The 26,715-nt window shown below is 64.8% G+C and carries 34 protein-coding genes; 13 read left to right on the forward strand and 21 right to left on the reverse strand.

Features of this window, described 5'->3' with window-relative positions; all coding sequences use genetic code 11:
* Window positions 1-11: 11 nt before the first annotated feature.
* The 11 genes from ON40_RS52040 to ON40_RS24120 all read right to left on the reverse strand — a co-directional run bounded on the left by ON40_RS52040 (window position 12) and on the right by ON40_RS24120 (window position 9,332).
* Entirely contained in the window at window positions 12-188 is a 177-nt protein-coding gene (locus ON40_RS52040) for a hypothetical protein (RefSeq protein WP_157186394.1), read from the reverse strand.
* Window positions 189-269: 81 nt separating this feature from the next.
* Window positions 270-479, reverse strand: coding sequence for a cold-shock protein (locus tag ON40_RS24080; RefSeq protein ID WP_040826353.1), 210 nt, complete (start codon window positions 477-479; stop codon window positions 270-272).
* A gap of 97 nt (window positions 480-576) precedes the next feature.
* Window positions 577-2,418: a 3D-(3,5/4)-trihydroxycyclohexane-1,2-dione acylhydrolase (decyclizing) gene (iolD, locus tag ON40_RS24085; protein WP_040826354.1), complete on the reverse strand. Its 1,842-nt coding sequence runs from the start codon at window positions 2,416-2,418 to the stop codon at window positions 577-579.
* Between the two features lie 169 nt (window positions 2,419-2,587).
* Entirely contained in the window at window positions 2,588-3,475 is an 888-nt protein-coding gene (gene iolB, locus ON40_RS24090; RefSeq protein ID WP_040826356.1) for a 5-deoxy-glucuronate isomerase, read from the reverse strand.
* Entirely contained in the window at window positions 3,472-3,618 is a 147-nt protein-coding gene (locus ON40_RS52045; protein ID WP_157186395.1) for a hypothetical protein, read from the reverse strand. The genes iolB and ON40_RS52045 overlap by 4 nt, the downstream gene beginning before the upstream one ends.
* Complete coding sequence (locus tag ON40_RS24095) at window positions 3,615-4,508, reverse strand: Cgl0159 family (beta/alpha)8-fold protein (protein WP_040826357.1); 894 nt, start codon at window positions 4,506-4,508, stop codon at window positions 3,615-3,617. Before ON40_RS24095 ends, ON40_RS52045 begins: the two co-directional genes overlap by 4 nt.
* A gap of 9 nt (window positions 4,509-4,517) precedes the next feature.
* Window positions 4,518-5,483, reverse strand: a complete 966-nt coding sequence (iolC, locus tag ON40_RS24100) for a 5-dehydro-2-deoxygluconokinase (protein ID WP_040826359.1) — start codon at window positions 5,481-5,483, stop codon at window positions 4,518-4,520.
* Window positions 5,480-6,277, reverse strand: a complete 798-nt coding sequence (locus tag ON40_RS24105; protein ID WP_040826361.1) for an ATP-binding cassette domain-containing protein — start codon at window positions 6,275-6,277, stop codon at window positions 5,480-5,482. Before ON40_RS24105 ends, iolC begins: the two co-directional genes overlap by 4 nt.
* Entirely contained in the window at window positions 6,274-7,338 is a 1,065-nt protein-coding gene (locus ON40_RS24110; RefSeq protein WP_040826670.1) for an ABC transporter permease, read from the reverse strand. Before ON40_RS24110 ends, ON40_RS24105 begins: the two co-directional genes overlap by 4 nt.
* A 14-nt stretch (window positions 7,339-7,352) precedes the next feature.
* Window positions 7,353-8,357, reverse strand: coding sequence for a sugar ABC transporter substrate-binding protein (locus ON40_RS24115; RefSeq protein WP_051193475.1), 1,005 nt, complete (start codon window positions 8,355-8,357; stop codon window positions 7,353-7,355).
* 42 nt (window positions 8,358-8,399) lie between these two features.
* Window positions 8,400-9,332, reverse strand: a complete 933-nt coding sequence (locus ON40_RS24120; protein WP_040826362.1) for a TIM barrel protein — start codon at window positions 9,330-9,332, stop codon at window positions 8,400-8,402.
* A 171-nt stretch (window positions 9,333-9,503) separates the two neighbouring features.
* Between ON40_RS24120 and ON40_RS24125 the strand changes: the two genes are divergently transcribed.
* Window positions 9,504-10,598, forward strand: a complete 1,095-nt coding sequence (locus ON40_RS24125) for a LacI family DNA-binding transcriptional regulator (RefSeq protein WP_245567964.1) — start codon at window positions 9,504-9,506, stop codon at window positions 10,596-10,598.
* Window positions 10,599-10,672: 74 nt separating this feature from the next.
* On the forward strand, window positions 10,673-11,677 hold the full coding sequence (locus ON40_RS24130) for a Gfo/Idh/MocA family protein (RefSeq protein ID WP_085997785.1): 1,005 nt from the start codon (window positions 10,673-10,675) through the stop codon (window positions 11,675-11,677).
* Between the two features lie 6 nt (window positions 11,678-11,683).
* Here ON40_RS24130 and mraY read toward each other — a convergent pair whose 3' ends face one another.
* Both mraY and ON40_RS24140 read right to left on the reverse strand, forming a co-directional pair.
* A complete protein-coding gene (mraY, locus tag ON40_RS24135; RefSeq protein ID WP_040826364.1) occupies window positions 11,684-12,760 on the reverse strand; it encodes a phospho-N-acetylmuramoyl-pentapeptide-transferase in 1,077 nt (358 codons plus the stop codon).
* Between the two features lie 190 nt (window positions 12,761-12,950).
* A complete protein-coding gene (locus ON40_RS24140; protein ID WP_051193521.1) occupies window positions 12,951-13,433 on the reverse strand; it encodes an NUDIX domain-containing protein in 483 nt (160 codons plus the stop codon).
* Window positions 13,434-13,651: 218 nt separating this feature from the next.
* Here ON40_RS24140 and ON40_RS50085 point away from each other — a divergent pair, with 218 nt between their 5' ends.
* Window positions 13,652-14,644 carry a GIY-YIG nuclease family protein gene (locus ON40_RS50085; RefSeq protein ID WP_051193476.1) on the forward strand — a complete coding sequence of 331 codons (993 nt, stop codon included), beginning with the start codon at window positions 13,652-13,654 and terminating at the stop codon, window positions 14,642-14,644.
* A 10-nt stretch (window positions 14,645-14,654) separates the two neighbouring features.
* Here ON40_RS50085 and ON40_RS52050 read toward each other — a convergent pair whose 3' ends face one another.
* Complete coding sequence (locus ON40_RS52050) at window positions 14,655-14,828, reverse strand: hypothetical protein (RefSeq protein ID WP_157186396.1); 174 nt, start codon at window positions 14,826-14,828, stop codon at window positions 14,655-14,657.
* Between the two features lie 55 nt (window positions 14,829-14,883).
* On the reverse strand, window positions 14,884-15,129 hold the full coding sequence (locus ON40_RS24150; protein ID WP_040826366.1) for a hypothetical protein: 246 nt from the start codon (window positions 15,127-15,129) through the stop codon (window positions 14,884-14,886).
* Window positions 15,130-15,258: 129 nt separating this feature from the next.
* On the opposite strand from ON40_RS24150, the gene ON40_RS24155 reads away from it, so the two are divergent.
* On the forward strand, window positions 15,259-15,687 hold the full coding sequence (locus ON40_RS24155) for a MarR family winged helix-turn-helix transcriptional regulator (protein ID WP_051193522.1): 429 nt from the start codon (window positions 15,259-15,261) through the stop codon (window positions 15,685-15,687).
* A gap of 43 nt (window positions 15,688-15,730) precedes the next feature.
* On the opposite strand, the gene ON40_RS24160 is transcribed toward ON40_RS24155, so the two are convergent.
* Together ON40_RS24160 and ON40_RS24165 are read right to left on the reverse strand one after the other, a co-directional pair.
* On the reverse strand, window positions 15,731-16,033 hold the full coding sequence (locus ON40_RS24160; RefSeq protein WP_157186397.1) for a hypothetical protein: 303 nt from the start codon (window positions 16,031-16,033) through the stop codon (window positions 15,731-15,733).
* Between the two features lie 243 nt (window positions 16,034-16,276).
* A complete protein-coding gene (locus ON40_RS24165; protein ID WP_169541899.1) occupies window positions 16,277-16,660 on the reverse strand; it encodes a hypothetical protein in 384 nt (127 codons plus the stop codon).
* A gap of 332 nt (window positions 16,661-16,992) precedes the next feature.
* On the opposite strand from ON40_RS24165, the gene ON40_RS24170 reads away from it, so the two are divergent.
* The 4 genes from ON40_RS24170 (at window position 16,993) to ON40_RS54750 (ending at window position 19,259) form a co-directional block, all read left to right on the forward strand.
* Entirely contained in the window at window positions 16,993-17,856 is an 864-nt protein-coding gene (locus ON40_RS24170; protein ID WP_040826370.1) for a helix-turn-helix domain-containing protein, read from the forward strand.
* Entirely contained in the window at window positions 17,840-18,055 is a 216-nt protein-coding gene (locus tag ON40_RS24175) for a DUF397 domain-containing protein (RefSeq protein ID WP_040826371.1), read from the forward strand. Before ON40_RS24170 ends, ON40_RS24175 begins: the two co-directional genes overlap by 17 nt.
* Before the next feature lie 112 nt (window positions 18,056-18,167).
* Window positions 18,168-18,449 carry a hypothetical protein gene (locus ON40_RS24180; protein ID WP_157186398.1) on the forward strand — a complete coding sequence of 94 codons (282 nt, stop codon included), beginning with the start codon at window positions 18,168-18,170 and terminating at the stop codon, window positions 18,447-18,449.
* 318 nt (window positions 18,450-18,767) lie between these two features.
* Entirely contained in the window at window positions 18,768-19,259 is a 492-nt protein-coding gene (locus ON40_RS54750) for a hypothetical protein (RefSeq protein WP_245567965.1), read from the forward strand.
* Window positions 19,260-19,463: 204 nt separating this feature from the next.
* On the opposite strand, the gene ON40_RS50100 is transcribed toward ON40_RS54750, so the two are convergent.
* Complete coding sequence (locus ON40_RS50100) at window positions 19,464-20,444, reverse strand: Shedu immune nuclease family protein (RefSeq protein ID WP_218008855.1); 981 nt, start codon at window positions 20,442-20,444, stop codon at window positions 19,464-19,466.
* A 274-nt stretch (window positions 20,445-20,718) separates the two neighbouring features.
* Between ON40_RS50100 and ON40_RS24190 the strand changes: the two genes are divergently transcribed.
* The gene (locus ON40_RS24190; protein WP_040826375.1) at window positions 20,719-21,135 is read left to right on the forward strand and encodes a PPOX class F420-dependent oxidoreductase; all 417 of its coding nucleotides are present in this window, start codon (window positions 20,719-20,721) and stop codon (window positions 21,133-21,135) included.
* Between the two features lie 127 nt (window positions 21,136-21,262).
* Window positions 21,263-21,538 carry a hypothetical protein gene (locus ON40_RS52055; protein WP_157186399.1) on the forward strand — a complete coding sequence of 92 codons (276 nt, stop codon included), beginning with the start codon at window positions 21,263-21,265 and terminating at the stop codon, window positions 21,536-21,538.
* A gap of 54 nt (window positions 21,539-21,592) precedes the next feature.
* On the opposite strand, the gene ON40_RS24195 is transcribed toward ON40_RS52055, so the two are convergent.
* A complete protein-coding gene (locus tag ON40_RS24195; protein WP_040826376.1) occupies window positions 21,593-22,216 on the reverse strand; it encodes a DedA family protein in 624 nt (207 codons plus the stop codon).
* Between the two features lie 186 nt (window positions 22,217-22,402).
* Here ON40_RS24195 and ON40_RS24200 point away from each other — a divergent pair, with 186 nt between their 5' ends.
* A complete protein-coding gene (locus tag ON40_RS24200) occupies window positions 22,403-22,819 on the forward strand; it encodes a hypothetical protein (protein ID WP_040826378.1) in 417 nt (138 codons plus the stop codon).
* A gap of 589 nt (window positions 22,820-23,408) precedes the next feature.
* Here ON40_RS24200 and ON40_RS24205 read toward each other — a convergent pair.
* Window positions 23,409-24,170, reverse strand: a complete 762-nt coding sequence (locus tag ON40_RS24205; protein WP_040826380.1) for a TetR/AcrR family transcriptional regulator — start codon at window positions 24,168-24,170, stop codon at window positions 23,409-23,411.
* Between the two features lie 78 nt (window positions 24,171-24,248).
* Here ON40_RS24205 and ON40_RS24210 point away from each other — a divergent pair, with 78 nt between their 5' ends.
* Both ON40_RS24210 and ON40_RS24215 read left to right on the forward strand, forming a co-directional pair.
* Complete coding sequence (locus tag ON40_RS24210; RefSeq protein WP_218008856.1) at window positions 24,249-24,953, forward strand: hypothetical protein; 705 nt, start codon at window positions 24,249-24,251, stop codon at window positions 24,951-24,953.
* 235 nt (window positions 24,954-25,188) lie between these two features.
* Entirely contained in the window at window positions 25,189-25,476 is a 288-nt protein-coding gene (locus ON40_RS24215) for a muconolactone Delta-isomerase family protein (RefSeq protein ID WP_040826385.1), read from the forward strand.
* A gap of 67 nt (window positions 25,477-25,543) precedes the next feature.
* On the opposite strand, the gene ilvC is transcribed toward ON40_RS24215, so the two are convergent.
* The gene (gene ilvC, locus ON40_RS24220) at window positions 25,544-26,557 is read right to left on the reverse strand and encodes a ketol-acid reductoisomerase (protein WP_040826386.1); all 1,014 of its coding nucleotides are present in this window, start codon (window positions 26,555-26,557) and stop codon (window positions 25,544-25,546) included.
* Window positions 26,558-26,715: the final 158 nt, after the last annotated feature.

Genomic DNA, 26,715 nt, shown 5'->3' on the forward strand with positions numbered 1-26,715 from the left:
GTTGTGCGAGCTCAGCCGCCGAAAGACCCGGTCCACAGCGTGTTCAGGATCCCGTGGAACGCAGCGCTGCCGGTGTTGAACAGTCCGTGCAGAGCGGCGGAACCGGTATCGATGATAACGGGGATCATGGAATTGCCTTTCATTGTCGTCATCCGGCCGAACCGGCTTTCGACAGGCATATCGACCAACTTGAAACACTCGTTAGCCACAATTGCGGGAAAGTGACCCGCACAACACGATTTCAAAACTGTGTGCCACGACACACACAATCAGTTCTGTACGAGCCGGACGTTCCTGGCCTCGGGCCCGGTCTTGGTATGACGGATTTCGAACACCACCCGCTGTCCCTCCGCGAGCGAGCGGAAGCCGGTCCCTTCCAGCTCGGTGTAGTCGACGAAGGCATCGGGGCCGCCGTCATCCTGACGGATGAACCCGAAACCCTTCTTGGTGTCGAACCACTTGACCGTGCCTTGTGCCATATCACATACCTTCTCGCCATCGGGCCAGCCAGACCATAGCGAGGCAATCGGCGTCAGTCCAGGCCGATTCGGCGCGTCGCGCGCCGTGCCGTGCATTTCACGGGCGCAGATACCGCACCTGACGCGCCGTCGCGGCCTCCTGAGCCTCGTGGCCGGACAGCTGTTCCGGCACGCCTACCTGCCAGAACGCACCGGATTCGGTCCACGCCGAGGGGTGCGTGCGCACCACGACCACCGCGGGCCGCGACTGCCGGGCCGACGCCTCTCTGGCGTGGCCATATGCCTCGCGGAATTCGTCGGCACTCGAGGCGGTGAAAACGACACAACCCAGCGAATGCGCGTGCGCGGCGAAATTCACCCGTGGCGGCGCGGGATGATTGGTACGGCAGTCGCGATACATATTGTTGAAACCGTTGCCGCCCTGGCCCTCCTGCAGGCGTGCGATGACCGCGTATCCGTCGTTGTCGCAGACCACCGCGACGAAGCCGTGACCGGCGAACGCCGCGGAGAACAGCTCGGAGTTGAGCATCAGATACGAGCCGTCACCGAGCAACGTGGTGACCTGTCCGTGTCGATGCGCCATGGCCGCGCCCCACGCGCCCGCGAGTTCGTAACCCATACAGGAGAATCCGTACTCGACGTCCATGGTGGGTTCACCGCCCTCGGCCCGCCAGCCGCCGACCAGCTCACCCGGCAGACCACCGGACGAGGTCATCACGTAGTCGCCCGATTCGCTCAGGTCGTTGACCTCGCCGACGATCCGGGCGTAAGTCGGTGGTCCGGCAGCCGGTGCGCGCAGGGTGTCGATGTAGTCGTCCCACTCTTCGCGCACCGCAGCGGCACGGGTCGTCCACTCGCGAGCGACGCGCCAGCCGGACAGTTCGGCCTCCAGATCCTCCAGTGCCGCAGCGGCATCCGCGACCACCGCGAGCGCGCCGTGCTTGACCGCGTCGAAACGCGCGGCATTGATCGTGATCATCCGGACCTCGGGTGCGAAGGCGGTCCACGACGCGGTGGTGAAGTCCTGCAGGCGAGTTCCCACCGCGAGCACCAGATCCGCCTCCGCCGCAAGGGTATCGGCCGAGGCCGACCCGGTGATGCCCAGCGGTCCGGCGTACAGCGGGTGATCGTGCGCCACCAGGGTGCGCCCGGCGGTGGTCTCGGTGATCGGAATGCCGTGTCGCTCGGCGGTTTCCAGCGCCTGCGATGCGGCTCCGGAATAGCGCACGCCGCCGCCCAGGATAAGCAGCGGGCGTTGCGCGGACCGCAGCGCCTGCGCCGCCGCCGCGAGTGCGGTGCGATCCGGACGCGGCCGGGCCACGGTGTGTACGACCGGTTCGAACAGCACATCCGGGAAGTCGAAGGTTTCAGCCTGAACGTCCTGTGGCAGAGCGAGTGTCACCGGTCCGGCATCGGCGGGATCGGTGAGTACCCGGGCGACCTGCGGCAGCGTCGCGAGCAGTTGCTCGGGCCGGGTGATCCGGTCGAAATAGCGACTCACCGCCCGGAACGCGTCGTTGGCGGTCACGGTCGGATCGCCGAAGTGCTCGACCTGCTGCAACACCGGATCCGGCCCGCGCCCGGTGAACACGTCACCCGGGAGTAACAGCAGCGGAAGACGATTCGCATGCGCGACACCGGCCGCGGTCACCATGTTCAACGCGCCCGGCCCGATCGAGGAGGTGACCACGCCGACCTGCCGTCGGTGCACGGCTTTGGTCAGCCCGACCGCGGCCAGGGCCATGCCCTGTTCGGAATGTCCACGCCAGACCGGGATCACATCGCGACGCTCCTCGAGCGCCGTCCCCAAGCCCAGGACGTTGCCGTGCCCGAAGATCGCGAACACCGCGGGGAACAGCGGCACCTCACGCCCGTCCAGGGTCTGTGAGCGCTGGGCGATCAGCCAGGCCACCAATGCCTGCGCGGTCGTCAGTCGCATCTGTTGTCGCTCCTCGTCATGCCGGTCGTACGGTTAGGGCGAGGCCGGTTTGTCCGTCTTCCGGCCCGCTTTCGGCGAGTACCCATCGTGACCCACGTCATACCAACAACATTCCGGCCGAGCGATCGTCGCCGCCGGACGCCGGACGGATGCCGCCGCGGCCGGGTCATCACATGCGTCCCCAATGGTCGGTCACCGGGCAGCGCGGGTCGGGCGCGGTCGAGGCCCACGTGTCGCGGACCCAGCCGTGCGCCGGATCGTCGCAGAAGGCCATGGATCGCTCGGGCGCCGGGCCCGCCAGGACGTTCAGGTAGTACATCGGGTAGCCCGGCGCGGCCACACACGGCCCGTGATAGCCGCGCGGGATCAGGAATACGTCCCCGTCCCGCACCGCGACGTTCTCGTCGAGCTCGCCGTCGGCGGTGTAGGTGCGATGCAGGCCGAATCCCTCTCGGGAAGGTCTGATCTCGTCCCGTCCGGCGATGCGGAAGTAGTAGATCTCCTCGTTGACCACCTCGCACTCGCCCGCCTCGTCGTGCTTGTGCGGTGGATAGGAGGACCAGTTGCCGTCCGGGGTGAGGAGTTCACAGGCGTTGAGTTTGTCGGCGTGCTCCCACACTCCGGGTGTGCCGAAATTCGTGACCTGCCGGGTCGCCCGGCCCGCACCGCGAACCTCCACCGGAACATTCTCGGCCGCACCATATTTCGGGGACAGCCGCCGCTCGCAGCGGGCCATCGGCAGCGCGATCTCGGCACCGGCCCGGGAGGTGAACTCCACCTCGGCCTCGCGCGGGACGTAGGCGAAATCGGTGACGCGGGCGAAAACCGTCTCCCGGCCGGTCAATTCGAAGATCTCGCCGTCCACCCGGACGGTGCAGCCACCGCTGAGCGGAAGGATGAACGCCTCGTATTCTCCGGTGTGTACCGTCCGCGACTCCCCCGCAGGCAGCCCCAGTACCCGCAGCCCGACATAGGTCCACCCCGCCTCCTCGGCGGTTAGCAGGATCGGATCGTTGCCGTCGTTCAGCGTGCCTGCGGGGCGGTGTAATCGGCTCATCGCGCGCCCCCCTCGGATTCGATTCGGCACCGCCCGGCGGGCAACCGCGACCCAGGATCGGTCCAGGCCGAGGCAGTGGTGGACAGCAGGACGGGATCGTCTCCGTCGGCGAGTACTCCGATCGGCCGGTGCAGAATGCTCATCGCGCCTCCGTCAGGATTCGTGCGGCGGCGTCGACCGCGCCCGCGACATCGCCGTCGGGTGGATACAACAGACTGCGACCGACCACGAGGCCGCGCGAAACCTCGTGTCGCAGTGCACCTCCCCAGGCCGCCAGATCCGCCGCCGAATCGCCCGATGGTGCTCCGCCCAGCATGAGCACCGGCAGCGTGGTGGCGTCGAGTACCGAGATATCCTCCGGCGCGGGGATTTTCAGCCAGGTGTAGGCGGAGGTGACGCCGAGGCCCGACGCGACGGTGATCGCCCGCTGTAATGAGGCCGAATCCTTGTGCATCACCAGCGATCCGGACTCGTCGCGATGGTAGGGCAGCGGTTCCACCATCGCCATCAGGCCGTGCGCGGCCAGTTCCGAGACCGCGCGGGCGCACGCTTGCAGTGTCGGAATGGTGCGCGGGTCCGAATCCACCAGTCGCAGCAGCATTTTCCCGCCGTCCAGGCCGAACTCGACCAGCGATCGGGCATCGTATCCGGTGAACCGATCCTCGATCTCCCAGTCCGCACCGGCCAGGCCGCCGCGATTCATCGATCCGATGACGACCTTGTCGTGCAGCGCGTCCAGCAGCAGTAGTTCCTCCACGACGTCCGGGGAGCCGAGCACGCCGTCCACCGCCGGATTGTCCAGCGCGATCAGCAGACGTTCGAGCAGGGTGCGCCGATCGGCCATGGCGGTGCGGTCCGAACCGACCCCGAGCGCACCGCGGGCCGGATGGTCCGCCGCGACCAGGAACAGCGTGCCCTGCTCGGACAGCAGCCGCTCGCGCCGACGCCGCCCGGCGTAGGCACGCGCGACCGCTGCGGGTTCGGTGCTGCGCACGTGCAACAGCTCACGCCAGCGTTCGTCGGTCAGGTACACCGCATCTCCTCATACGATCTCCTCCGCGCGCCGTCCTCGGCACAGCAGTTCCTCGATCTCCGCAGTCGTGGGCATGGCGTCCGCGCAGGCCAGCCGCGAAGCCACCAGGGCCCCGGCGGCATTGGCGTATTCCGCGGCCCGCCGCGGATCCCAGCCCGCGAGCAGTCCGTGCGCCAGCGCGCCGCCGAAACCGTCGCCGGCGCCGAGTCCGCACACCACCTCGACCCGGCACGGCGGCACGGTCCACCGATGTCCCGCCGCATCGGCGACGAACACCCCGTCCGCACCGCATTTGATCACCGCCAGTTCGACCCCGCGCTCGACGAGCCGCTCGGCGGCCGCACCCGGATCGTCGGTCCCGACCGCGACCCGCACCTCGGTTCTGTTGCCCACCACCACATTGACGTGATCGAGCAGCGCACCGATCGCACGCCCGGCGGTCGTCGCATCGGGCCAGAACATCGGCCGATAGTCCAGATCGAGCACGGTATGTCCCCGCCGCGCGCGCCGTTCGAGCACCCGGTGCTGTGTGCTGCGCGCGGGTTCCGCGCTGACGCCGGTCCCGGTCACCCACAGCAGCGGAACGGATTCGACGACGTCCCAAGGGATATCGTCCTCGGTCAGGGTCAGATCCGGCGCGATCGGGGCACGATAGAACAGCAACGGCGGATCGGCGGGCGGATTCAACTCGCAGAACACCACGGGCGTCAGCAGATCTGCGGACGTGGCCACATACCGCGCCGAAACCCCGAACTCCCCCAACGCGGTTCGCACATACTCCCCGAACCCGTCCGCCCCGACCTTGGTCACCACCGCACTGCGCCGCCCCATCCGCGCCGCGGCCACGGCGACGTTGGTCGCGGTGCCGCCCAACGATTTCGCGAACGTGCGCACCTGAGCCAGCGGAACCCCGCTCTGCTCCGGATACAGATCCACCCCGACGCGGCCGACGGTCAGGACCTCCAGTTCGCTCATTCCACCACCCGCTCCAATTCATGTTGCAGCGCAGCGAGTTCCGCTCCCCCGGCCATCTGGCGGGTCAGCTCGGGCAGGTCGATCTCGGACTTCTCGTACGAACCCAGTACCGCGCCACGTTTGAGCAGCAGGAAGCGGTCACCGACGGGATAGGCATGGTGCGGGTTGTGGGTGATCAGCACGACCCCGAGGCCGCGATCGCGCGCCTGGACCACGTAGCGCAGCACGACCCCGGCCTGTTTCACGCCCAGCGCGGCGGTCGGCTCGTCCAGGATGAGCACCTTCGCGCCGTAGTGCACCGCACGCGCGATCGCCACACACTGCCGCTGCCCGCCGGACAGTGTGCCGACCGGCTGCTCCAGATCCCGAATCTCGATTCCCATATCCGACAACGCCTTCCGGGCGATTTCCCGGCTCCGGTCGCGATCCAGGAAACGCAGCGGCCCGATCCCGAAGGTCGGCTCCGAACCCAGCACGAAATTGCGCCACACACTCATCAGCGGGACCACCGCCAGATCCTGGTACACCGTGGCGATTCCACGATCGAGCGCCACACGCGGAGAGACGAACCGGGTCGGCTCCCCCTCGACGCGCAGCTCACCCGCGTCGTGCTGATGCACCCCGGCCAGAATCTTGATCAGCGTGGACTTTCCCGCACCGTTGTCGCCCAGCACGCAGGTGACCTCGCCGGCGTTCACCACCATGGACACGTCCTCGAGCGCGACCACCCCGCCGTAACTCTTGGTGACGCCGACGGTTTCGATGAGCGTGGTTGCCCCGGACGTCGCGGTCATCGCCGAATCCTCTCCGCGCGCTTGCTGAATGCGTTGTTGACCAGGACCGCCGCGAGCAGCAGCACGCCGAGGAACAACATGAACCAGTCGTCGTTCCAGCGGGCGAATACGATGCCCTGCCTGGCCATCCCGAAGATCAGCGCGCCCAGGGCCGCACCGATCACCGACCCGAATCCACCGGTCAGCAGGCAGCCGCCCACCACGGCGGCGATGATGAACTGCAGTTCCAGACCCACGCCCTGATTGGCCTGCACGCTGCCGAACCGCAGTATGCTGCACGAGCCGACCACCCACCCGGCGAGACCGGTACCCATGAACAGCAGGATCTTCGTGCGCACCGCGGGCACGCCGACCGCGCGGGCACTGGGCAGCGAACCGCCCACCGCGAACGTCCAGTTGCCGAATCGCGTGCGCAGCAACAGGATCGACCCCAGCACGGTCAGCAGGATCCACCACACCACCGACGCCTGGATACGGGTGCTGCCCAGATCGATCGTGGAGGCGAAAACCGCACCGGCCGAGGCGTATCCGGCCGCACCGCGAATCCCGGCGACCTGCACTGTGTCGGTGACCAGCCGGGTCACACCGAGATTCAGGCCCTGCAGCGCGAGGAACGTACCGAGCGTCACGATGAAACTCGGCAGTCCCGTCCGCATCACGACCCACCCGTTGAACGCGCCCACAGCCAGTGCGAACACCAGCGAGGCCAGCAGCGCGAACCACACGTTCCAACCTGCGTGCACCGCCAGCAGCGCGGTGACCAGCGAGGTCGAAGCCGTCATCACGCCCGCCGACAGATCGAATTCGCCGCCGATCATCAGCAGCGCCACCGCGACCGCCATGATCCCCAACGTCGAGGAGTCGTCGAGCCAGTTCGCGATGCCCAGCGGGCTCAGGAACCGGTCGGTGATGACGCTGAAGAACACGAACACCAGCAGCGCGCCGAGCAGTGCCCCGATCTCGGGCCGCACGATCGCGCGTTGCAGCAGCGTGGGGCCCGAGGTCGTGTCCGGCGCACCGGCCTGCGCGGAGGACGAGTCCGATGACGTTGCGGTGGTAATCAATTCATCGCCTCTCAGCGCGTGCCCTGCGACACCAGCGTCGCGATCGCGTCGACGTTGTCCTTGTCCACGAAGGCCGGACCCGTCTGCACCGGCGCGCCGCCGCCCACGGTATTGCGATTGGACTTGTACAGCTGCAGCATCACGATCGGCAGATAGCCCTGCTCGTACTGCTGCTGATCGATGGCGAACAGCAGTTTGCCCGATTTGATGGCGTCCACCACCTCACTGTTCAGATCGAACGTCGCGACCTGCGCGGTCGAACCGGATTCCCCGGCCGCGGCCACGGCGCGCGCCGCCACCTGCGAATTGAGCGTCAGCACGGCGTCGATGGAGTGATCGGCGTCCAGCGCGCCCTTGATCCGGGACTGTGCATCGGTCGGATTGTTGATATCGACCTGCAGGGTGGTCGCGCTGCCGCCGAAGCCCTTCGTCGCGCCGTCGCACCGCTGGTTGTCGCCGATGTTCCCGGCCTCGTGAATAACGCAGAGCAGCTTGTGTTTTCCGGCCGCGGCCAGGCGCTTGCCCGCTCCCTCGCCCGCGGATTCCTCGCTCTGCCCGACGTGACCGATCGCCCCGACGCTCGCGCTCTGCGCCTCGCCGGAGTTGATCGTGACCACGGGAATGCCTGCGGCGACGGCCTTCTGGATCGAGGGACGCAGCGCATCGGGATTGGCCATCGAGACCACCAGCCCGCCGACCCCCTGAGCGACGGCGTTGTCGATGAGTTTGGCCTGCTGGGTCGGATCGCCGGAGGATTGGTAGTCGACCTTGACGCCGAGTCGCTTACCCGCGGCGTCCGCGCCGTTCTTCACCACGTTCCAGAACGCATCACCCGCACTGCCGTGTGTGACAACGGAGACCGAGGTCAATGTGCCTGTCGGACCGGCCGTCTGGGTCGTGGTGTTCTCGGCGGCAGGTCCACTGCACGCGGCCAGCACCGCGGCCGTGGCGAACCAGGGCAGCACGCGCCGCCAGCGTGTTCGGACGGTGCGGGCCGAGGCGGACTTCGTTGTCATCTTCTCTCCTAATCGATCCGGAATGAGCCGGGGCCTGCGTGGTTACGCCCCTGCTGCCCGGATCCGCTCATTCCTGGGTCCGGCGGAATCCAGTGCCGCGCCGATATTTTCGAGCCGACGCAGACTTCGTTCGGTGTCCCGGGTGGGCCCGGCCGCGGTGTCCTCCGCCGCCAACGCCGTATCCTGCTCGAGCACATACCAGCCGCGATAGCCGCCCGAGTGGGCGCATCGCACCAGCGTCTCGATGTCCACATCCCCGTCGCCCAGCGGCACGAACAGGCCCTGGCGCACCGCTGCGCTGTATTCGATTGCACCGCAACGGATCTGTTCGGCGAGATCGGCCCGCACGTCCTTGAGGTGGATATGCCCTATCCGATCGGGGTGTCGACGGACCAAGGCCACCGGATCCGTGCCGCCGATCAGCAGATGCCCGGTGTCCAAGCACAATTCGAGGTCCGAATCGGCGAGCAGGCGCTCGACCTCCGCACCGGTCTCCACGAGCGTGCCCACATGCGGGTGCAGGACGGTGCGCAGGCCGTATCCGGCAGCGATATCGCGAATGTCGGTGGCCGTGTCGATCAGGGTGCGCCACTGGTGATCATCGAGCTGCGGACGGGTGTCGTACCCCTCGTCCCCGGTCGCCGCGGCGATTACCAGCACCTCGGCCCCGGCCGCGGCGAACAGTTCGGCGCTGGCGCGGGCGGCGGTGCGGGCAGCCGGTGGATCCCGATGCAGGGCCAGGGCGAGGAATCCGCCGATCGCGGCGATTCGGTAGGGCGCCAACAGTTCCCGGAGCCGGTCCGGCTCGACGGGCAGATATCCCGGCGGCCCGAATTCGGTGGCGGTGAGCCCGAGGGCGGCCATCTCCGACAACACGGTCGAGGCGGGGAGCACATGTCCCCAGCCGGGCACCTCGCACACGCCCCACGAGATCGGCGCGGCGGCGATCCGCAGCGGATGCATTGGTTCGGTCATAGCCTGCTCCGGCCTGTCGGTGCACGGTGCGCGCTCGGCGTCATTGGAGCGCTCCAATAATGTAACCTGTGTCACGATAGTGTCAAGGGGTCGTCGTACCGCGTTTCCGCAGGTTCCACCTCGGATAATGCACCCCAGCCAGGCGAATCCGGGAAAATCCCGATGGTGTGAATGTCCGATTGGAGCGCTCTATTGCTCGGTGCGTTGCCGCGCGGTACCGTCGGCGCACAGGTTCCGCCGAACGTCCGGGAAGAGGACATGATGCAGCGACCGACGATGCAGGACGTCGCCGCTCGGGCGGGCGTCTCGCGCGCCCTGGTCTCGCTCGTGATGCGCGATTCGCCGAAGGTCAGCGAGCATCGCCGCCGCGCGGTCCTGGCCGCGGCCGCCGAACTCGGCTATCGGCCGCACACCATGGCCCGCTCCCTGGCCAGCCGGACCTCCAATATCGTCGGCGTCCTGGTTTCCGATCTGCACAACGCGTTCTTCGCCGACGTGGTGGAGGCCATGGACGGCGCGGCACAGCAGGCCGGACTCGAGCTGATCCTCAACACCGGCCGCCGCAGCCCCGCCCGCGAACGCACCGCGCTGAGCAGTCTGCTGGCCTTCCATCCGGGCGGAATCATCCTGCTCTCACCGGTTCTCGCGGCGGCGGCGATCCGCGAGGCGTCCATGCAGTGCCCGGTGGTGCTGGTCTCGCGCAGTTCGTCGGCGGCGGAGGTGGACACCGTCGACGACGACGGCGAGACGGGATCCGCACTGGCCGTGGATCATCTGGTCGCCCTGGGGCATCGGCGCATCGTGCACTTCGACGGCGGCGCGGCCTTCAGCGCGACGCCGCGGCGCAAGGGATACGTCGCGGCCATGCATCGGCACGGCCTCGAACCCCTGGTCGTGCCGAGCGAGCACACCGACGAAGCGGGTGTCGCGGCCGTGCGCAAACTCCTGACGGTGTTCTCCCCCACCAACTTCCCCACGGCCCTGGTGTGCGGCAACGACTTCAACGCCGTGGGCGCGATGTCCGCACTGGAGGATGCGGGATTGCGTGTGCCGCAGGACGTCTCGGTCGTCGGCTACGACAACTCCTCGCTGGCCGCACTGCGACACGTCGCCCTGACCACCGTCGACCAACCGCGCACCGAGATCGGCCGCCTCGCGATCGAAGCGCTCGCCCAACGTCTGCACGCAGACCGCACCGACCCGGTCCGGCGACGCGTGCACCCCTCGCTGATCGTCCGCGCGACCACCGCCGCACCCGCGGATTGACCAGCAACCACCCGACGCCGGTCGTGGCGAGTCCACCCGACGCGCACGACCCGCCCCGAAAGGAGAACGCACCCATGACAATCCGGATCGGTCTGGCCGGAACCGGCCGCATCGGCGTCGCCCATGCGGAGATCCTGCGCAACCTGCCCGAGGTGGACCAGGTCGTCGTGGCCGATGCCGAGCCCGAACGCGCCCGCAGCACCGCGGCGAAACTGGGCATCGAATTCGCCCCCGACATCGAGAGCCTGTTCGCCTCGGACCTCACCGGCGTCGTGATCACCACCGCCACGGACTCGCATCCCGAACTCATCACCGCGGCGGTCGATCTGGGTATCCCGGTCTTCTGTGAGAAGCCGGTCGCCGCGGATATCGCGGGGACACTCGCGGTGATCGAGCGTCTCGAGCATTCGAGCGTCCCGGTGCAGATCGGTTTCCAACGTCGTTTCGACGCCGGATACCGGGCTGCCCGCGCCGCGGTCGCCTCAGGCGAACTCGGCCGCCTGCACACCCTGCGCGCCACCACCCTGGACCCGGCTCCCCCTCCGGCCGAGTACATTCCGCGCTCGGGCGGACTGTTCCGGGATTGCGGCGTGCACGATTTCGACATCATCCGCTGGGTCTCGGGCCGCGAGATCACCGAGGTGTCGGTGCTGGGCGCGAACCGCGGCGAGCAGTTCTTCCGCGACGCCGGTGACGTGGACACCGCCGCGATCCTGCTGCGCCTGGACGACGACACCCTGGCGACGGTCTCACTGGGCCGCTACAACGGCGCGGGCTACGACGTGCGCCTCGACGTCCTCGGATCGCGCGCCAACGCCATTGTGGGCCTGGATGATCGGGCCCCGCTGCGCTCGGTGGAGCCGGACTACCCCCCGCCGCTGTTCCCCGCCTACCCCGGTTTCATGGAACGCTTCCGCCGCGCCTACATCGAGGAATTGACCGCCTTCACCGCGGTGGCCACCGGCGAGGCCGAAAGCCCTTGCGGCCCAAGCGATGCCCTCGAGGCGTTCTACATCGCGGAGGCATGTGAGTTGTCCCGCACGCGAAACAGCACGGTGTCGGTCGCCGAGGTTCGTTGACGCGGCTCACCCGACAACGTGCAGATACTCCCCGTAGAACAACATCAGCCCGATGGCGCAGGCGCTCGCGCCCAATATCCAGAACCGGATGATGACCGTCGTCTCGGCCCATTTGCTCAGTTCGAAATGGTGATGGAACGGGGCCATCTTGAACAGTCGGCTGCGGGTGGTGCGGAAGACAACGATCTGTAGCAACACCGAGGCAATCTCCGCGACGAACAGCGCGCCGATCACGACGGTCAGCAACTCGGTCCGGGTGGTGATGGACAGACCGGCCAGCATTCCGCCCAGCGCCAACGATCCGGTGTCCCCCATGAAGATCCGGGCCGGTGCGGCATTCCACCACAGGAATCCGACACAGGCCGCCACCCCGGCCGCGCACACCACGGCCAGATCGAGCGGATCGCGCACGTCGTAACAGCCGATCTCGGGCCGGGTGGCGCAGGAGTTGATGTACTGCCACGACGTCACCACCACGTACGCGCCCAGCGCCAGACCCACCGATCCGGCGGCCAGCCCGTCCAGCCCGTCGGTGATGTTCACCGCGTTCGACCAAGCCACCACCAGAAAGCTCACGACCGCCAGGAATGCGATGAGACCGAAGGAGACGGTGTCGATATCGCGCACATAGGACACGTGCTCACTGGCCGGCGTCAGCCCGGTACTGCTCGGAAAACGCAGCGCCAGCACCCCGAAGATCAACGCGGCGGCGATCTGCCCGATGAACTTCCCGGCCGCGGTCAGCCCGAGATTGTGTCTTCGGCGGACCTTGAGCAGATCGTCGATGAATCCGACCGCGCCCAATGCCGTGGACAGGCCGAGCACCAGCAGGCCCGAGGCCGATATGCCCGGCGGGTGGTTGCTCACTCCGATCAGGTGCGCACCCAGATATCCGGCCCACATGCCGACCAGGATGGCGATGCCACCCATCGTCGGCGTGCCACGTTTGGCCTGGTGACTGGCCGGACCCTCGGCACGGATCTCCTGACCGACGTCGCTCTTGGTGAACCACTTGATCAGCAAGGGCGTCAATGTGATCGAGACCGCGAGCGCGATCATGGCCGCGAAGAGGACCTGGTTCATGCGCTCCCGTACCACCGATCACCACCGCCGACGGCTCCGACGGATTGCACCGATGGTAGCCATGTCGGGTTCCGCGCGCTGTTCCCCGGCCGGAACGACGCAAGATCGAAACGAGCGGCAGCATAACCGCTTCCGGAACGCCTCACCCGACACACGTTGCGCGCAGCCCGAATTCCCGGGCGCGACCACCTCATACCGCGACGAACGGCTCCCCTCGCTCGAGGTACAGCATGCCGCCGTCGTGATAGGCCGCGTACGCCTGCCGCAGGCGGCTCGCCAGCCGCGGCACCGCGTAATCCTCCACCGATTCGATGGGCGCCCACGCCCAGCGATCCAGTTCGCTGTCCTGCAGCACGATGGCCGATTCGTCGCCGAGCTCACCGCAGTCGAACACGAACAGCAGCCGGTCGGTACCGTCGTGCGGTGCCCAATCACAGACCAGCAGGCGCCGGGGCGGACGCGCGAGGCCGAGCTCTTCGGCGATCTCCCGTCGGCACGCCTCCACCGGGGCCTCGCTCACGTCCACGAATCCGCCGGGGATGTCCCAGCCGTCGCCGTAGGTCTTGTGCACCAGCAGTACCGACTCCTCGCGCACGAACAGCGCTCCGGCGGCCAGCCATGGTCGGGCGAAAACTTCAGGGGTATAACTGGTTTGCTCAAACGAGGCATTCATGCCGCCCACCGACCTCACCAGCCCGCACGATGCGAGACTTCATTCCGGATCCGAACATTCGCCGAACACGATCTCACACCGGCACCGCCTCGCGCCCGGCATCCGAACAGGACAGCGCGGCAGGCGAAGGCTGTTCATCTGCGACGCACCGGGTTTCATGGGTATCGATAGGCATGCATAATTACCCCGCCGCCTGGCAATTCTGATATCGATGACCCATGGCGAACGATGCGCTCGAGCCCGAGTACCGATTCAAGTGCTACAACGTGTCGGGTCTGGGTACCATCACGCCGCTCCTGGTCGCGGAGACGACCCTTTGCGGGCTGTACGTCCTGCACTTCGCGGACGGTGAGGCGTACGTGGGCCAGTCGGTCAACGTGGCGGCCAGATTCTCCGCGCATGCCCGGATGTGGAACGACATCGAGACGATCGATTTCGCGCCGTGGCCGGTCGAGGACCTCGATTTCGCCGAGCGTCACCTGATCTCCCTGCTCGAGCAGACCACCGAACTGCGCAACAAGCAGTGGGTCTATCTCGCCGGTGACGACGACGACGAATTCGTCCCAGTCGAGCATGCGCGCTCGATCGTGCTGCCCTGGGACCGCGGATCACGCACCACGGTGGAAGCCGGAACCGCCGGCGAGCAACGACACCGCTACTGGGAGCTGCACCGGCACAACGACTATCCCGCACTGCGTGCCGCCATCGCGCTGTACATCAACGAGACCATTCCCGATCCGGTGAACACCCAGCGCTACCTGTGGAACATTTCCGCGCTGCCGACCCGTTCACGGGGCGGGCGTCGGCTGATGACGTTGCGCTGCGGCGCCCTGGAGACGTTGTTCGTCTCGGAGAGCAAACTCGACGACGGCAGTCTCTACACCACGATCCGGATGAACGTCGACATCCCGAAGGGGATGAGCGACGAGGACCTGACCATCGAGAGCGATCTGTTCCACGCCCTGCCCGGCACCTATCGCAATCAGCGCGTCTGGTCGTGGGTCTTCGGCCTGTACGACCTGATCGAGGAGGACATCAACGTCGACTCGGTCACCGGCGGCTACGACTTCTTCGACCTCGCCTACGGCCTGAACATTCGCATGATGCGCCGCGGCATCTCCCGCTACGCCCGCAACCACAATCAGGATCTGGCCAACGACGTACTGACCGAGGCATACCGGCAGCAAATGGATTTCGGCGGGGAGACCTGATCTCGCCTTTTCAGCCCGGAACCTGCCCGAATCCGATCTCGTTGCCGTCGGGATCGGTGTAGGTGATCTTGCGGACGCCGTTGTCGTAGGTCTCGGTCTTCGCCAACAACTTCTCGTACCAGGTCACGGCCGTTCGGAAGTCCGCAACCGGAATTCCCGCGAACAGGTGCAACGCCGTCGGCACACGCTATCCACGACCGATCCGGTCGTTCACCAACGTTGCAGCGCGGATCCCGCTCTCAGTGAATCCGGTACAGATCGCTGTGCCGGGGATGGGGCTGAGGCTCGGCGAACAGGTACTTCACGCGGCACCGCATGCATATCGGCTGCGCCCGGTGATGCTTGTTGATCATCCACCGGTCACAGTTGACACAGTTCGTGGAGGTCGGCGGGTCGGACAGCTCGGACCAGCCGATCAGCAGCCCAGTGATCACCAGAATCAGGACGATCACCGGCAGTACGAAAACCAGAATCTCCAATGCCATGGGCTCAACTCCTTCTACAAATATCGTACTACGATACTTATACGTCGTGACCCGATACAAGGGCGGTACGGTGTGAACAATCAGTCGATCGCACCGACCGGTACGCGATACGAGGGAATGGGAACCGGCATGCCCAAGCTGACATCGCGTGACTACAGCACGCTCCTACACTTCCGCACCGCCCTACGCCGCTTCGAGCGCTGGAGCGAGGAACGCGCCAAACAGGTAGGCCTCACCCCCGCCCAACACCAACTCTTGCTCGCGATCACCGGCCACACCCACGACCAGGGCCCCACCATCGGCGAGATAGCCGACTACCTGACCGTCCGCCACCACAGCGCCGTCGGGCTGGTCGACCGGGCAGTGGATGCCGGTCTGGTGGAACGTATTCGAGACCCTCAGGACTCCCGAGTAGTGCGTCTGATCGCCACCGCGTTGGGCGAGGAACGCATCGAGGCCCTCAGCGAACTCCACCTCGCCGAGTTGGGGCGTCTCACACCGCTACTCGATCATTTGACCGCAAGTCTGCCCATTCCCGAAGTTCGGGCCGAGGGGTGAGGTTCGGCGCTACGCCGTCCGGCACAAGCGAACAGCCGATCCGCTACACGCCGTCGATCTCGCGTCGCGGACTCCCTCGAAAGTTCTCCTCATCGAACAACACCCACTGCCCCACGGCAATCTCGAACATCCGCGACGCACCCTCCGGCATGGCCTGCACTACCCCCGCCGCGTTCGGCCAACGCGCAACGAACGCCCGAGCCACGTCATCGCTCCCGACGCCGGCCAACTGCTGCGCCCGCCCGGTGAACGACACCCCGCGAGCTGTCAGACCGAGCTCCGTCGGCGGGTTGTCCAGAATCGCCCCGGCGACCGCGGCATTGCGCCGGATATTGTTCGAATGCAAACGATCGGTGCGAGAGACGAAATACAACCGATCCGGACGGAAAACCGGCAGGTATCACACGGTGCACACGGTAGGAGTGCCGTCGTCACACACCGTCGAGAGCTGCATCAGCTTGGCGTCCCGGACGTACTCCTCCAGAAGCTCACGTTCATCCACGGCTCTACGCTACGACCAGAGGCGTCCTAACTGGTCTGATGGCGCCTTGCGCTCGGCGCGCCCAACGCCGCCGAGATCGGCCAGCGGTCAGTTCGCACACGCGGTGTAAGCTGCCACAGCATCGGCTACCGGATTCGCGACGTCAGGAGACGGCAGGTCATCTTCCATGATGACATCGAGAATGTCCGCAGAATCGAGAGTGGCCCGGAGGTGATGACGTCTGGCATCTGCGATAACAGACTGCAGGACAACGGCATAGACCCTCGACCTCGGCACGATCAGACGACGTCCATACCTCTCGGATCTCTGCAAGGCCACCTCGACCGCGTCGATGACGTCCTGGATGACATGAATCTCGACGTCGGCGGCATCGTCGTCGGCACGCATCAGAACCCGAACTTCGGGCGCTCCGCCGGTTGCAGCCGACCACACGCGACAAGAAAAGCCTTGGCCCGCTGCTTGATCGGGCACGCTTCGAACGGGCAGCGGATGTGCTCCTGCATGACTGCATGGGCACGACGTGCGGTGAGTTCACCCGTCGGAACCAAGTGATCGACAGGCGGAACGGGAAACATGACGCAGTACCTCCGTTGTGGGAAACCGTTGGGACACAGGCTGTTCGCCTGCACCACAAGCACATCCTTGGACAGACGTCCAGAAGATGCGGTTCTGAATATTCAGAACAACCTCCCCAAAGCTCCACGTGAGCACTCAGATTCGCGCGAGAATCCCCTCAGAACAGTCCGGCTTCGTCGTTCGACTACCAGGGGGTTGAGACGTCCACAGAGCAAGCACCGACACTATTGCGCCGACAGCTCGGCCGATTCCTACGAGAACGACGATTGGAGGTCGGACTCACGATCGCTCGGGCCGCACAGGAGGTCCAGCTGAGCCCGGCTGCGCTGCAACGCATGGAGACCGGCCGTCCGCAGAAGTTGCGGAAGCAGGATGTGCGGGCGCTGTGCGAGCTGTTCGATGTCGATCCAGCCGAGACCTCGAAGGCGATCGAACTCGCCGCGAAGGCTGCCGACAATCCGGATGTCACAGCGCTGGGCGGGATGTTCAGCAATGCGTTCAACATGTACGTGGGCATGGAAACCGCAGCACAGAGGATGATCTCGTACCAGGAGCTGGTTCCGGGACTCCTGCAGACAGCGCCATATGCGCGAGCGCTGATCAGTACCAACCCCGAATTCGTGAAGGACGAGGATGTCGAGCGCCGAGTACAAGTCCGGCTTCGTCGCCAGAAGATCCTGACGAGAAGGGTTGCGCCCCTTCGGCTCGAGGTGCTCCTCCACGAATCCGCTCTGCGCCGCATCGTCGGCGATACCCGAACGATGGCCGCTCAACTCCGACACCTCGCCGAACTCGGCAAGCAGCCGAACCTCACCCTCCGAGTGCATCCCTACCGGGCCGGTTGCCCCTGGGGAATCCTGCCCGGCCAGTTCGTAATTCTGGAGTTCGATGACGACGCCGAGGGAACCCCGATCGAACCGCCCGTCGTCTACCGAGACGGTGGCATGAGCAGCGACATCTACTCCGAGGATCCGGTCGAACTACAGCACTACCATGAACTGACCGAAGCGATCCGGCGCACCGCACTGGACGAGGTGGACACAAGAAGCCTGCTACGGCAGGTGGCTAGGGAGTATGACAGTGATCGTTGATCTATCCGGGGCGCAATGGCGCAAGAGCAGCTACAGCGAGTCCAACTCCCAGTGCGTCGAAGTTGCCTGGCTCCCCGGAGGTCTGGTCGGCGTCCGGGACAGCAAGAACCCGGACGGGCCGGCACTCGTCTTCGCCCCGGAGGAATGGGATGCCTTCACAATCAACGCAGGACGCGACGAGTTCAGGCTCCCGGCTTAGGAGAAGAGGAATTCGTGGCTGAAACCATCCCCTCCCTCAAGGCGGTATCGTGTGCCCGAAGCACCAGCAGCCCATGACATGAACCTATGAACCTCAGCGACGAGCGAGCACAGTGGCAGACACCGCACACCAGCAGGCCATGCACCCAGCATCCGACTCGATAGAACTTCTCGTCCTTCGTGACCCGGACGGCCCGCTCGAGATCCACCTCCTCATCGATGGAGTGCCCTGCACTGCAACAGAATTCATTGTCGACAGCGGCGCAGGGTGGACCCCGGACGAGTGGGCGCAAAAGCGAGACACCGACCTGTCGATGGCTTCGGATGCTGCTCGCACCATCCTGCTCCAATGGTACGACTGCCCGCCTGGCAGCCAGTACGTGACGGACATGTAGGTGTTTACCTCGTTAAATTCGTTAGCATCGCGTACGAGTTCGAACACGCTGCCGCGTACGAGATTTCAACTATTCCTGATGTTGCAGATCAACATCGCTGACATGAGCATGGCACAATCGTCCCATGGACAGCTTGGTCGAGAATGATCTACGACAGATGGTTTTCGACCACCTCACCAAGGCCATGGCCGATAAGAGTGTCCGTGTCCTGACTCGAGAGGAACTGAATTCCTTCTGGGTAGGGACTCACTTCCGGCGGCTCATCGACGTCGCAAAAGAAATCTGGAACCCAGTGACCTACAGGGAACACTCGCAATCGTGTCGGACCCCCAAGGCCAGTACGCAGATGCCGAACTCAGCGACTCGGTGTTCGCGTATGCGTATCAGCAGGATACGGAAGAGGGCGACAACGCCAAGCTGCGACGCGCCTTCGAGCTCGGCCTTCCCCTGATCTTGTTCCGAAAGATTCGCCCGAGCCTGTACATGCCGATCTATCCTGTCTACGTCGTTGCAGATGACAGAAAGAATAGAAGATTTCTCATTGCCCTGGATGAAGAAATACGAATGTTCGACAACCCGTTCGACCTCAAACCGGATGAGCGCAGGTATGCCGAGCGAACAACCAAACAACGTCTACATCAACCAGAATTTCGAAGCAGAGTACTCACCGCCTATAAATACCAGTGCGCAGTGTGCAACCTAAAGAGAAGTAAACTTCTAGATGCCGCACATATCATAGCGGACGGGCAACCGAACAGCGTCCATCGACAACGGCTTGACGCTATGCAAGATTCACCATGCAGAATATGATATAAACTACTTGGGAATATCTCCCGAGTACGTTATACAAATAAATGAAGATCTCCTGCTCGAAGAGGACGGCCCGATGCTCAAGCATGGTCTTCAAGAGATGCACGACCGGCGGCTGTTCGTACCGTCGATAAAAAAGGAACGCCCATCACCAGAGCGATTGGCCGAACGATTCGACGAGTTCAGGGCAGCAAGCTAGCTCGCTCAGATGCTTCCTGAATCACCAGATTCGACTATCCATTCCGCTCGGGCAAGAAGCTCATCGAACGTCAGCACTTCTGGTTGAACCAGATCTCTGCGAAACAGTTCGAATGAACGAAATTTATTCTTGTTGTGCCCGCCGCTGTCATTTACCAGACTGTTCAGATTTCCTACCACGAGATACGAACGCGGACGCAATAGATAAGTATATTCGCCAGGAATATCATCGCCATCGGCAGACTTCCTCGCCAAGCGATCACCTATTTCGCGGATAGCTTCGTGAACAGTACATTGCGCCTGAGCAATCCCACCCGCCAACTCCGACGAAGGCGCCCAACATCCCGAGCGATACTCAGGCCCGAGTAGCGGCGTGCGGTGTGTCTTGATCTCAGCGAATACCATCGACTTGATTCGCCCGGAGGTGGTCAGAAGTGCGTCGACACGCTTGCCCACGTTTGCGATAGAGGCGCCTGCCACGACCTTCTCCAGCTTTTGCTTGTCCCAAGAGGTCAGCAGTTGTCCAGAAAGTGATACTCCAAAAATCCAAGGGTTGTCCTGGAAGAAGTTCTGCCAGACCTTTTCCCGCGCGGCAGACTTCGTCGAACAATCCTTCATCTTTGCCGCTTCCGAATCGAAGTAGCCGCTATCCAACAACAGTCTGCGAAATCGTTCGACCTGACTTCTTCTATGCGCCATCGCAATAACATCACGCGACGCCTCATCGTTGGAGATGATCGCTCGTAGCCGATCCGGATTTTTTCGGTAAGCTTCTTTCAGAACATCATCTAGATCAGATGCAGGCATCCCGAACGCGTCGGAAAGAATATCTACCAGCGTGGCAGCGATGCCTTTATCGACCTGCAATGACTGACTACTCTTACGGTGCGAAATTCGCTGCTGCGAACCGAAGGTAGATAAATGAACCAGCGTGGTCCCGTCGTCATCATGGACGACCTGATACTCACAGTCGACGCCCTGATCCACCTTGTGAGCAGATATTTTCTGCGTATTTTGCTTGATTTCGAGGATTCGAGCCAAGTCCGAAGACCCCCTGATCGACTGTCGTATTCAACCTGAACCACGTGGAAACTTCGGATCGATTCTTGTTGACAGTCGACCAGGTGTCAATGCAGCCGCTGCTCGTTTGACCCTGTTCCACTTAGGATTCCGCGCATTCGCAGTCAGCGTCGAGGGGCCTCGCTCAGCCTCATGCCCATACCCTTGACCTCAATACCGCTCGAGGTTTTACCGTCGTCCCATGCCCTTCACACCAGTCGAACGCGCCTACCTCAGCACCCAGAACCTCGGCCGCCTGGCGACCGTCACCCCAGGTGGCAAGCCCCTCATCGCTCCCGTCGGCTTCCAGCTGAACGATGACGGGACCATCGATATCGGCGGCCCGAACCCGGAGTCTCAGCGGTACCGGAACGTCGAGAAGAACCCGAATGTCACGTTCGCTGTAGACGACATGACTCCCGATGAGCCGGGGGCGGTCAAGCCGGGATGGGGGCGGGGAGTGATCATTCGAGGAGTTGCCGAGGTGCTGACCGTGGAGACGCCGCCGGTTGCCCCGGAGTGGTTCTCCAACAGGATCATTCGGATTCGGCCGGTTCGGATCCACAGTTGGCATATCGATCCGGACAACCCCGACGGGGAAGCTCGGGTCGTGAGGTAGGGGTTGTCCCCGAGGGGGTCTCATCCCTGCGGACGATTCTCACCCGGAAGTCGGGTCGGGACCGGTGACCTTCGGTTGCTTCTGCGCGAGACTGCTTGCAGGGCAATCGAGTTGGAAGGTGGTCACGATGAGCAGACGGTACTGGGCGCGGGCGGTGGTCGCGGGGGCGATCGTTGCGGTTCCGCTTGCGGCGCTGGCTGTTCCGGCGCAGGCCGAGCCGACTGCCCCGCACGTGACGCAGGTTCGGCACGAGCACTGGAGCGTTCCGTGGGACGTGCCGGGGACCTGGGACAACTGGAATCGTCATGGCCGGTGGGACGATCGCTACCCCTACGAGCGTCGTCACCACCATCATCGGGGATGGCAGCGATCCGTACCTCCGGGATGGTTCGGGAGCAGCTAGATCCGGGGGCGATAGCCCGGCACCGCACGGGGTGCCGGGCCATCGTCATATCGGTCAGTCCTCGTCGGAGGTGGTCAAAGCTCTGCGGCGACGTCGCCATTTCCAGTAGACGACGCCGAGAACGACGAGTACGACGACGACCACCGCCGCCCAGGCGTCAACTCGTTGCAGGATCGCCGTGAACGACTCGCCGATCGCGTAGCCGGCCATCACCATCGCGCAACCCCAGATGATGGCGCCAAGTGTGCTGGTGAACAGGAACCGCGAATATCGCATCGAGGACATGCCGACCAGCTGCGGCAGCATGGTTCGGAAGAACGTGCTGAAACGGCCGAAGATCACTGCCCAGCTGCCGTGACGTTCGAAGTATCGGCCGGAACGGTCCAACCGCTCACGATGACGTTCGAATACCGCCCAGCGCAGGATTCGCGCACCGAAGATCCTGCCGGTGCCGAATCCGACACTCGCGCCGACGATTGCGGCAACGACCACCAGGACCAGGGTGGTCGGCAGATCCAGCCGACCGCGGTTCGCGGCGACGCCGGCCAGGATCGCGGCGGTGTCACCGGGAACCAGCAGGCCGAAAACCATGGCCTCCTCCGCGCACACCAGAAGCGCCACAACCAGGTACGTCCACACCGGCTGAAGGCTCAGTACGCGCTGAACCAGCGACTCCATACCATCGACGCTAGCCACTGCGGTGAGCGATTTCAGGCGAGATCGTCGCGGACTGTCCGAACCGATATCGACAGCACAGCGCGATCGACCGCTAGATTCCGAATGGAACAAATCGAACGTCCGTCACGACATACCTCACGTACAGATCGACCCGAACACGAATCGACCCCCGAAGGAGCCGAACGGATGAAATTCGGTCGTATCGCCGCCGGTATCGCACTCGCCGCCGCTCTCACCACAGTCCCGGCCGTCGCCTCCGCCGACGACCCGGAATTCCCGCGCAACGGCGTGATCCCACCCGGCACGTATCACATCATCAGACACCCCTCCAACGTCGTCGGCTCCCCGATGGAGAACTGTGACCTCCAGGTATTCGTCGACCACACCGTCGTCGTACTGGTCTGCGGGGAGTCCGGAGTCACCGGACGTCAGTCCCCCGTCGGGCCCGACGAAACTCACGTGACCTTCGACGGCAGGCTGTTCGGCCTGGATCTACAGGACATCGACCCACGGTTCGGACATTGGATCGGCGTACCGAACGTCGCCGGAACCCAGTTGAAGGCACCGTATCCGCTGGCGGGAGTTACCCTGAACCGCCGCTGATCCAGCAGCCGTTCTCTCCTCCGCGGATACATCTCATCTATCCGCGGAGGCGGTCGGCTCATCGAGGAACCTGCCGAATCTCCACCGCACCGGCACTTCGCCTACCGAGCACGGATCGCATATTCTCGCGCAGAGGTGTTTTCGGAACGTCGGTCTCGTGAGTCTGATGGGGGCCGGTGGCTGTGCTGGCCGGCTGCTCGCCCGGCGATACGTCGACCGTGGACGCAATGGCGCGGGAAATCCACTTTACGAGTCCACCCCATGTGGTCGCGGACCAGTCTGGGGCGCTTTTCGTATCCGGGCAGACGCTGTGGGCGGTCGTCGATATTCCGCTGAATCAGCTGGATACTTTTCGGCAGCGGTCCAGGCTCGGGCAGTTCAGTGCCGGAGTGCCGCTGGACATTCCCGGCTACTTCAAGGGTGCCGGGGCGGTGGCCGACGTCCTGAAAACCGATGACGGAAACGTCAGTGTCGAAGACGCCCACGCGATTCCGGCACGACGCGTCGCCGCGCACACCACCGGTTCGGGCGAGCGGCGGGTTTCATCAGCGTGCTCTGCTGACATCTCGGCCCGGACAACGGAAACCGTTCAGGCCCTGGTTTTTTCATCGCCTTCGAGAACTCCCGCGATGCCGTCGAGGATCAGTTCCAGGCCGAAGGTGAAGTCTTCGTCGGCGGTGTCGGGTGGAGGCACCGATTCGAATAAGCCTGCGGCGAGGAGTTCGGCGACGTCCGGAAAACGGTGCGGGTCGACTAGTCGGGTCAGTTCGCGGCTGTAAATTCGCAGGGCACGAGACTCGTCGAGGTCGGCTGCGCGGTGGGCGGTGTCGAGCTGGTTCGCCATCAGGAAGCCTTGACGCACATAGCCACTCAGGACGGTGATGACGCCGATCTTGGCGCCCCAGTCGGCATCGGTCGCGCGCAGGGCGCGCAGGCCCGCGTCCATCCAGCCGACGGCGTTCGGACCGCGCGGGGGGCCGCTGATCGGGATCTGCACGAGCCACGGGTGACGTTCGAAGACGGCGAATTGCTCTCGCGCCCAACGGCTCAGGGCCGAACGCCAGGGTTCGTCGCCGGGGCCTGGTTGCGGGATCGGGCCGAAAGCGGCGTCGGACATCAGGGCGATCAGTTCGTCCTTGGAGCCGATGTGGCGGTACAGCGACATCGGCGTCACGCCGAGTGCGGCAGCAATTTTCGGGAGGGTCGCGCCGGACAGGCCGGTGCGGTCGGCCAGGTCGATCGCGGTGCGGACCACCGTGTCCACGTCCAACTCGGCCGGCCGACCCAGGCGGGTACCGAGCGGCAGCCGCCACAGGCGGGCCAGATCGTCGGGGATCTCTCGCTCAGCCATGATCCGAACATCCTTCCACAGAGGCTTGCCCGAACCTTAAGTATATGCCTTATAGTTTAAGCCATATACTTAAGGCCGATGCGCACCGGCACATCACCGAACGAACAGCGAGACCGCATGAACGCCAACGTCATTCGCCGTATCACCGGAGCGACCGCACTGCTGGGAGCGGTGTGCCAGCTCATCGAACTACCGCTGTACTTCGTCTACTCCGGGGCCCCGCCGGACTCGAACATCCTGACCCGGTCGCTGTTCGGGCTGGTCGGGCTGACGTTCTACGTGGTCTTCATGACCGGCATCGGCCACCTGGTGAGCGAACTCGGCCCGCAATACCGCTGGCTCGGCACGTTGACCAGTACCGCGGGCCTGATGTGGCTGGCGGTCGCGTTCGTGGGCATGGGACTCGAGGTGGGCGCGGTCATCCAGTCACCTGTCGACATCGATCCGACGATCGCCGTCAGCGGCACCTACATCCTCTACGGCACCATCTCGAAACTGCTGATGGGCCTGTTCCTGTTCGCCTTCGCCACCTCCGTACGCCTCACCCGCATCCTCCCGACGTGGACCCCATGGTCGGCATACGTTCTGGCACTGGTGAATTGGACATTCGTCCCGTCGATGTTCTTCGGCAACACCCCGGCCCACTTCTACGCCGCCAACGGCTGGGGCACCACCGCAACCACCGGCGGCATACTGATGTTGTGGCTGCTCGTCGTCGGCATCACCCTACTGCGACAGCCCTCCCTGACACCGGTCGACTCCGCACAACCGCAACCAGCCTGAGGGGAAAGCACCCGGCATCGGCTCGGGCGGGCCACCCCCTCGATCCGCTGGCTAATGGCCCCGCCGCACAGAAGTTCGGCAGGCCACTTCCCAGTCAAGGGCTACCGGCGCGCCAGAGCCCTACCGTTTGACACTCCACCAGCAATCACCCCCCGGATCCCGCGAGGAAAGGTAGAAAAGTCGGTACGGAATCAGCACTCGATCGCCCGATTCGCCGACCGAACGGAGCAGAACCATGAAGGAATTCCTGGTCGAGATCACCACGACGATTCCCGACGGCACCGACCCGGCCGAGGTCGACGCACGCCGCGCCGCCGAAGCCGTACGCGCCAAGGAACTCGCGGCCACCGGCCACCTGGGCCGACTCTGGCGTCCGGTCGGCGAGAGGCGCAGCATTGGTCTGTGGCGGGCGGAGGACGAGAACGATCTCTGCACAAACGTTCTCGGGACACTGCCGCTTCAGGACTGGATGAACTTCACGATCACCGCCCTCCAGCCGCACCCGAACGATCCGGGCGCGTAGCACCGCCCCGAACGCACTGCGGCCCGGCACCTTCGGAAGGTGCCGGGCCGCAGTGCGTGCGAAAACCTTACGCGGTCTCGGTGATCGGGCGATCGACCCAGCTCATCAGGCCGCGCAGCTTGGCGCCGGTGACCTCGATCGGGTGCTCGGCGTTGGCCTTGCGCAGACCCTCGAGCTCCTTGTTGCCGCCCTCGACGTTGGCGACGAGGCGCTTGACGAAGGTGCCGTCCTGGATGTCCTTCAGGATCTCGCGCATGCGCTCCTTGGTGCTCGCGTCGATGACGCGCGGGCCCGAGAGGTAGCCGCCGAACTCCGCGGTGTCGGACACCGAGTAGTTCATGCGCGCGATGCCGCCCTCGTACATCAGGTCGACGATCAGCTTCAGCTCGTGCAGCACCTCGAAGTAGGCCATCTCCGGCGCGTAACCGGCCTCGACCATGACCTCGAAACCGGTCTTGACCAGTTCCTCGGTGCCACCGCAGAGCACGGCCTGCTCACCGAACAGGTCGGTCTCGGTCTCCTCCTTGAAGGTGGTCTTGATGACGCCCGCGCGGGCGCCACCGATCGCCTTCGCGTAGGACAGCGACAGCGCCTGGCCCTCGCCCTTCGGGTCCTGGTCCACGGCGATCAGGCAGGGCACGCCCTTGCCGTCGACGAACTGGCGACGCACCAGGTGGCCGGGGCCCTTGGGGGCGACCATGCCGACGGTGACGTTGCCCGGAGCCTTGATCAGGCCGAAGTGGATGTTCAGGCCGTGGCCGAAGAACAGCGCGTCGCCGTCCTTCAGGTGCGGCTCGACGTCGTTGGTGAAGATCGACGCCTGCGCGGTGTCGGGGGCGAGCAGCATGATCACGTCGGCCCACTCGGAAACCTCGGCGGGGGTGCCGACCGTCAGCCCGGCCTCCTCGGCCTTGACCCGCGACTTCGAGCCCTCCTTCAGGCCGATGCGGACCTCGACGCCGGAGTCGCGCAAGCTCAGCGAGTGCGCGTGCCCCTGCGAGCCATAGCCGATGACGGCGACCTTGCGTCCCTGGATGATCGACAGGTCGGCGTCGTCGTCGTAGAACAGCTCGATAGCCACTGGTTGTATCCCTTCGCGGATGGCCCCCGGAGCATGCCGGGGAGTGTGTTCGGTATGCGCGCCACGAGGCGCATTCAGTTCAATGCATCAATTTCGATCGGACCCCGCACCGGCGGGGGAAAGCAGTTGCGCCGACCTATCGACAGACGACAACCCTA

The organism is Nocardia jiangxiensis NBRC 101359 (assembly GCF_000308615.1).
Taxonomy (GTDB): domain Bacteria; phylum Actinomycetota; class Actinomycetes; order Mycobacteriales; family Mycobacteriaceae; genus Nocardia; species Nocardia jiangxiensis.

Bases quoted from the DNA above. Each gene is read 5' to 3' on its own strand.
- ON40_RS24195 (WP_040826376.1), bottom strand. From the start codon at position 22,216: ATGGAGTCGCTGGTTCAGCGCGTACTGAGCCTTCAGCCGGTGTGGACG.
- ON40_RS24105 (WP_040826361.1), bottom strand. From the start codon at position 6,277: ATGACCGCGACGTCCGGGGCAACCACGCTCATCGAAACCGTCGGCGTC.
- ON40_RS24080 (WP_040826353.1), bottom strand. From the start codon at position 479: ATGGCACAAGGCACGGTCAAGTGGTTCGACACCAAGAAGGGTTTCGGG.
- ON40_RS24140 (WP_051193521.1), bottom strand. From the start codon at position 13,433: ATGAATGCCTCGTTTGAGCAAACCAGTTATACCCCTGAAGTTTTCGCC.
- ON40_RS24130 (WP_085997785.1), top strand. From the start codon at position 10,673: ATGACAATCCGGATCGGTCTGGCCGGAACCGGCCGCATCGGCGTCGCC.
- ON40_RS24120 (WP_040826362.1), bottom strand. From the start codon at position 9,332: ATGACCGAACCAATGCATCCGCTGCGGATCGCCGCCGCGCCGATCTCG.
- ON40_RS24200 (WP_040826378.1), top strand. From the start codon at position 22,403: ATGAAATTCGGTCGTATCGCCGCCGGTATCGCACTCGCCGCCGCTCTC.
- ON40_RS24215 (WP_040826385.1), top strand. From the start codon at position 25,189: ATGAAGGAATTCCTGGTCGAGATCACCACGACGATTCCCGACGGCACC.
- ON40_RS24155 (WP_051193522.1), top strand. From the start codon at position 15,259: ATGCCCAAGCTGACATCGCGTGACTACAGCACGCTCCTACACTTCCGC.
- iolC (WP_040826359.1), bottom strand. From the start codon at position 5,483: ATGAGCGAACTGGAGGTCCTGACCGTCGGCCGCGTCGGGGTGGATCTG.
- ON40_RS24210 (WP_218008856.1), top strand. From the start codon at position 24,249: ATGCGCACCGGCACATCACCGAACGAACAGCGAGACCGCATGAACGCC.
- mraY (WP_040826364.1), bottom strand. From the start codon at position 12,760: ATGAACCAGGTCCTCTTCGCGGCCATGATCGCGCTCGCGGTCTCGATC.
- ON40_RS52055 (WP_157186399.1), top strand. From the start codon at position 21,263: ATGAGCAGACGGTACTGGGCGCGGGCGGTGGTCGCGGGGGCGATCGTT.
- ON40_RS24190 (WP_040826375.1), top strand. From the start codon at position 20,719: ATGCCCTTCACACCAGTCGAACGCGCCTACCTCAGCACCCAGAACCTC.
- ON40_RS52045 (WP_157186395.1), bottom strand. From the start codon at position 3,618: ATGAGCATTCTGCACCGGCCGATCGGAGTACTCGCCGACGGAGACGAT.
- ON40_RS24115 (WP_051193475.1), bottom strand. From the start codon at position 8,357: ATGACAACGAAGTCCGCCTCGGCCCGCACCGTCCGAACACGCTGGCGG.
- ON40_RS50085 (WP_051193476.1), top strand. From the start codon at position 13,652: ATGGCGAACGATGCGCTCGAGCCCGAGTACCGATTCAAGTGCTACAAC.
- ON40_RS24125 (WP_245567964.1), top strand. From the start codon at position 9,504: ATGTCCGATTGGAGCGCTCTATTGCTCGGTGCGTTGCCGCGCGGTACC.
- iolD (WP_040826354.1), bottom strand. From the start codon at position 2,418: ATGCGACTGACGACCGCGCAGGCATTGGTGGCCTGGCTGATCGCCCAG.
- ON40_RS24205 (WP_040826380.1), bottom strand. From the start codon at position 24,170: ATGGCTGAGCGAGAGATCCCCGACGATCTGGCCCGCCTGTGGCGGCTG.
- ON40_RS24175 (WP_040826371.1), top strand. From the start codon at position 17,840: ATGACAGTGATCGTTGATCTATCCGGGGCGCAATGGCGCAAGAGCAGC.
- iolB (WP_040826356.1), bottom strand. From the start codon at position 3,475: ATGAGCCGATTACACCGCCCCGCAGGCACGCTGAACGACGGCAACGAT.
- ON40_RS24150 (WP_040826366.1), bottom strand. From the start codon at position 15,129: ATGGCATTGGAGATTCTGGTTTTCGTACTGCCGGTGATCGTCCTGATT.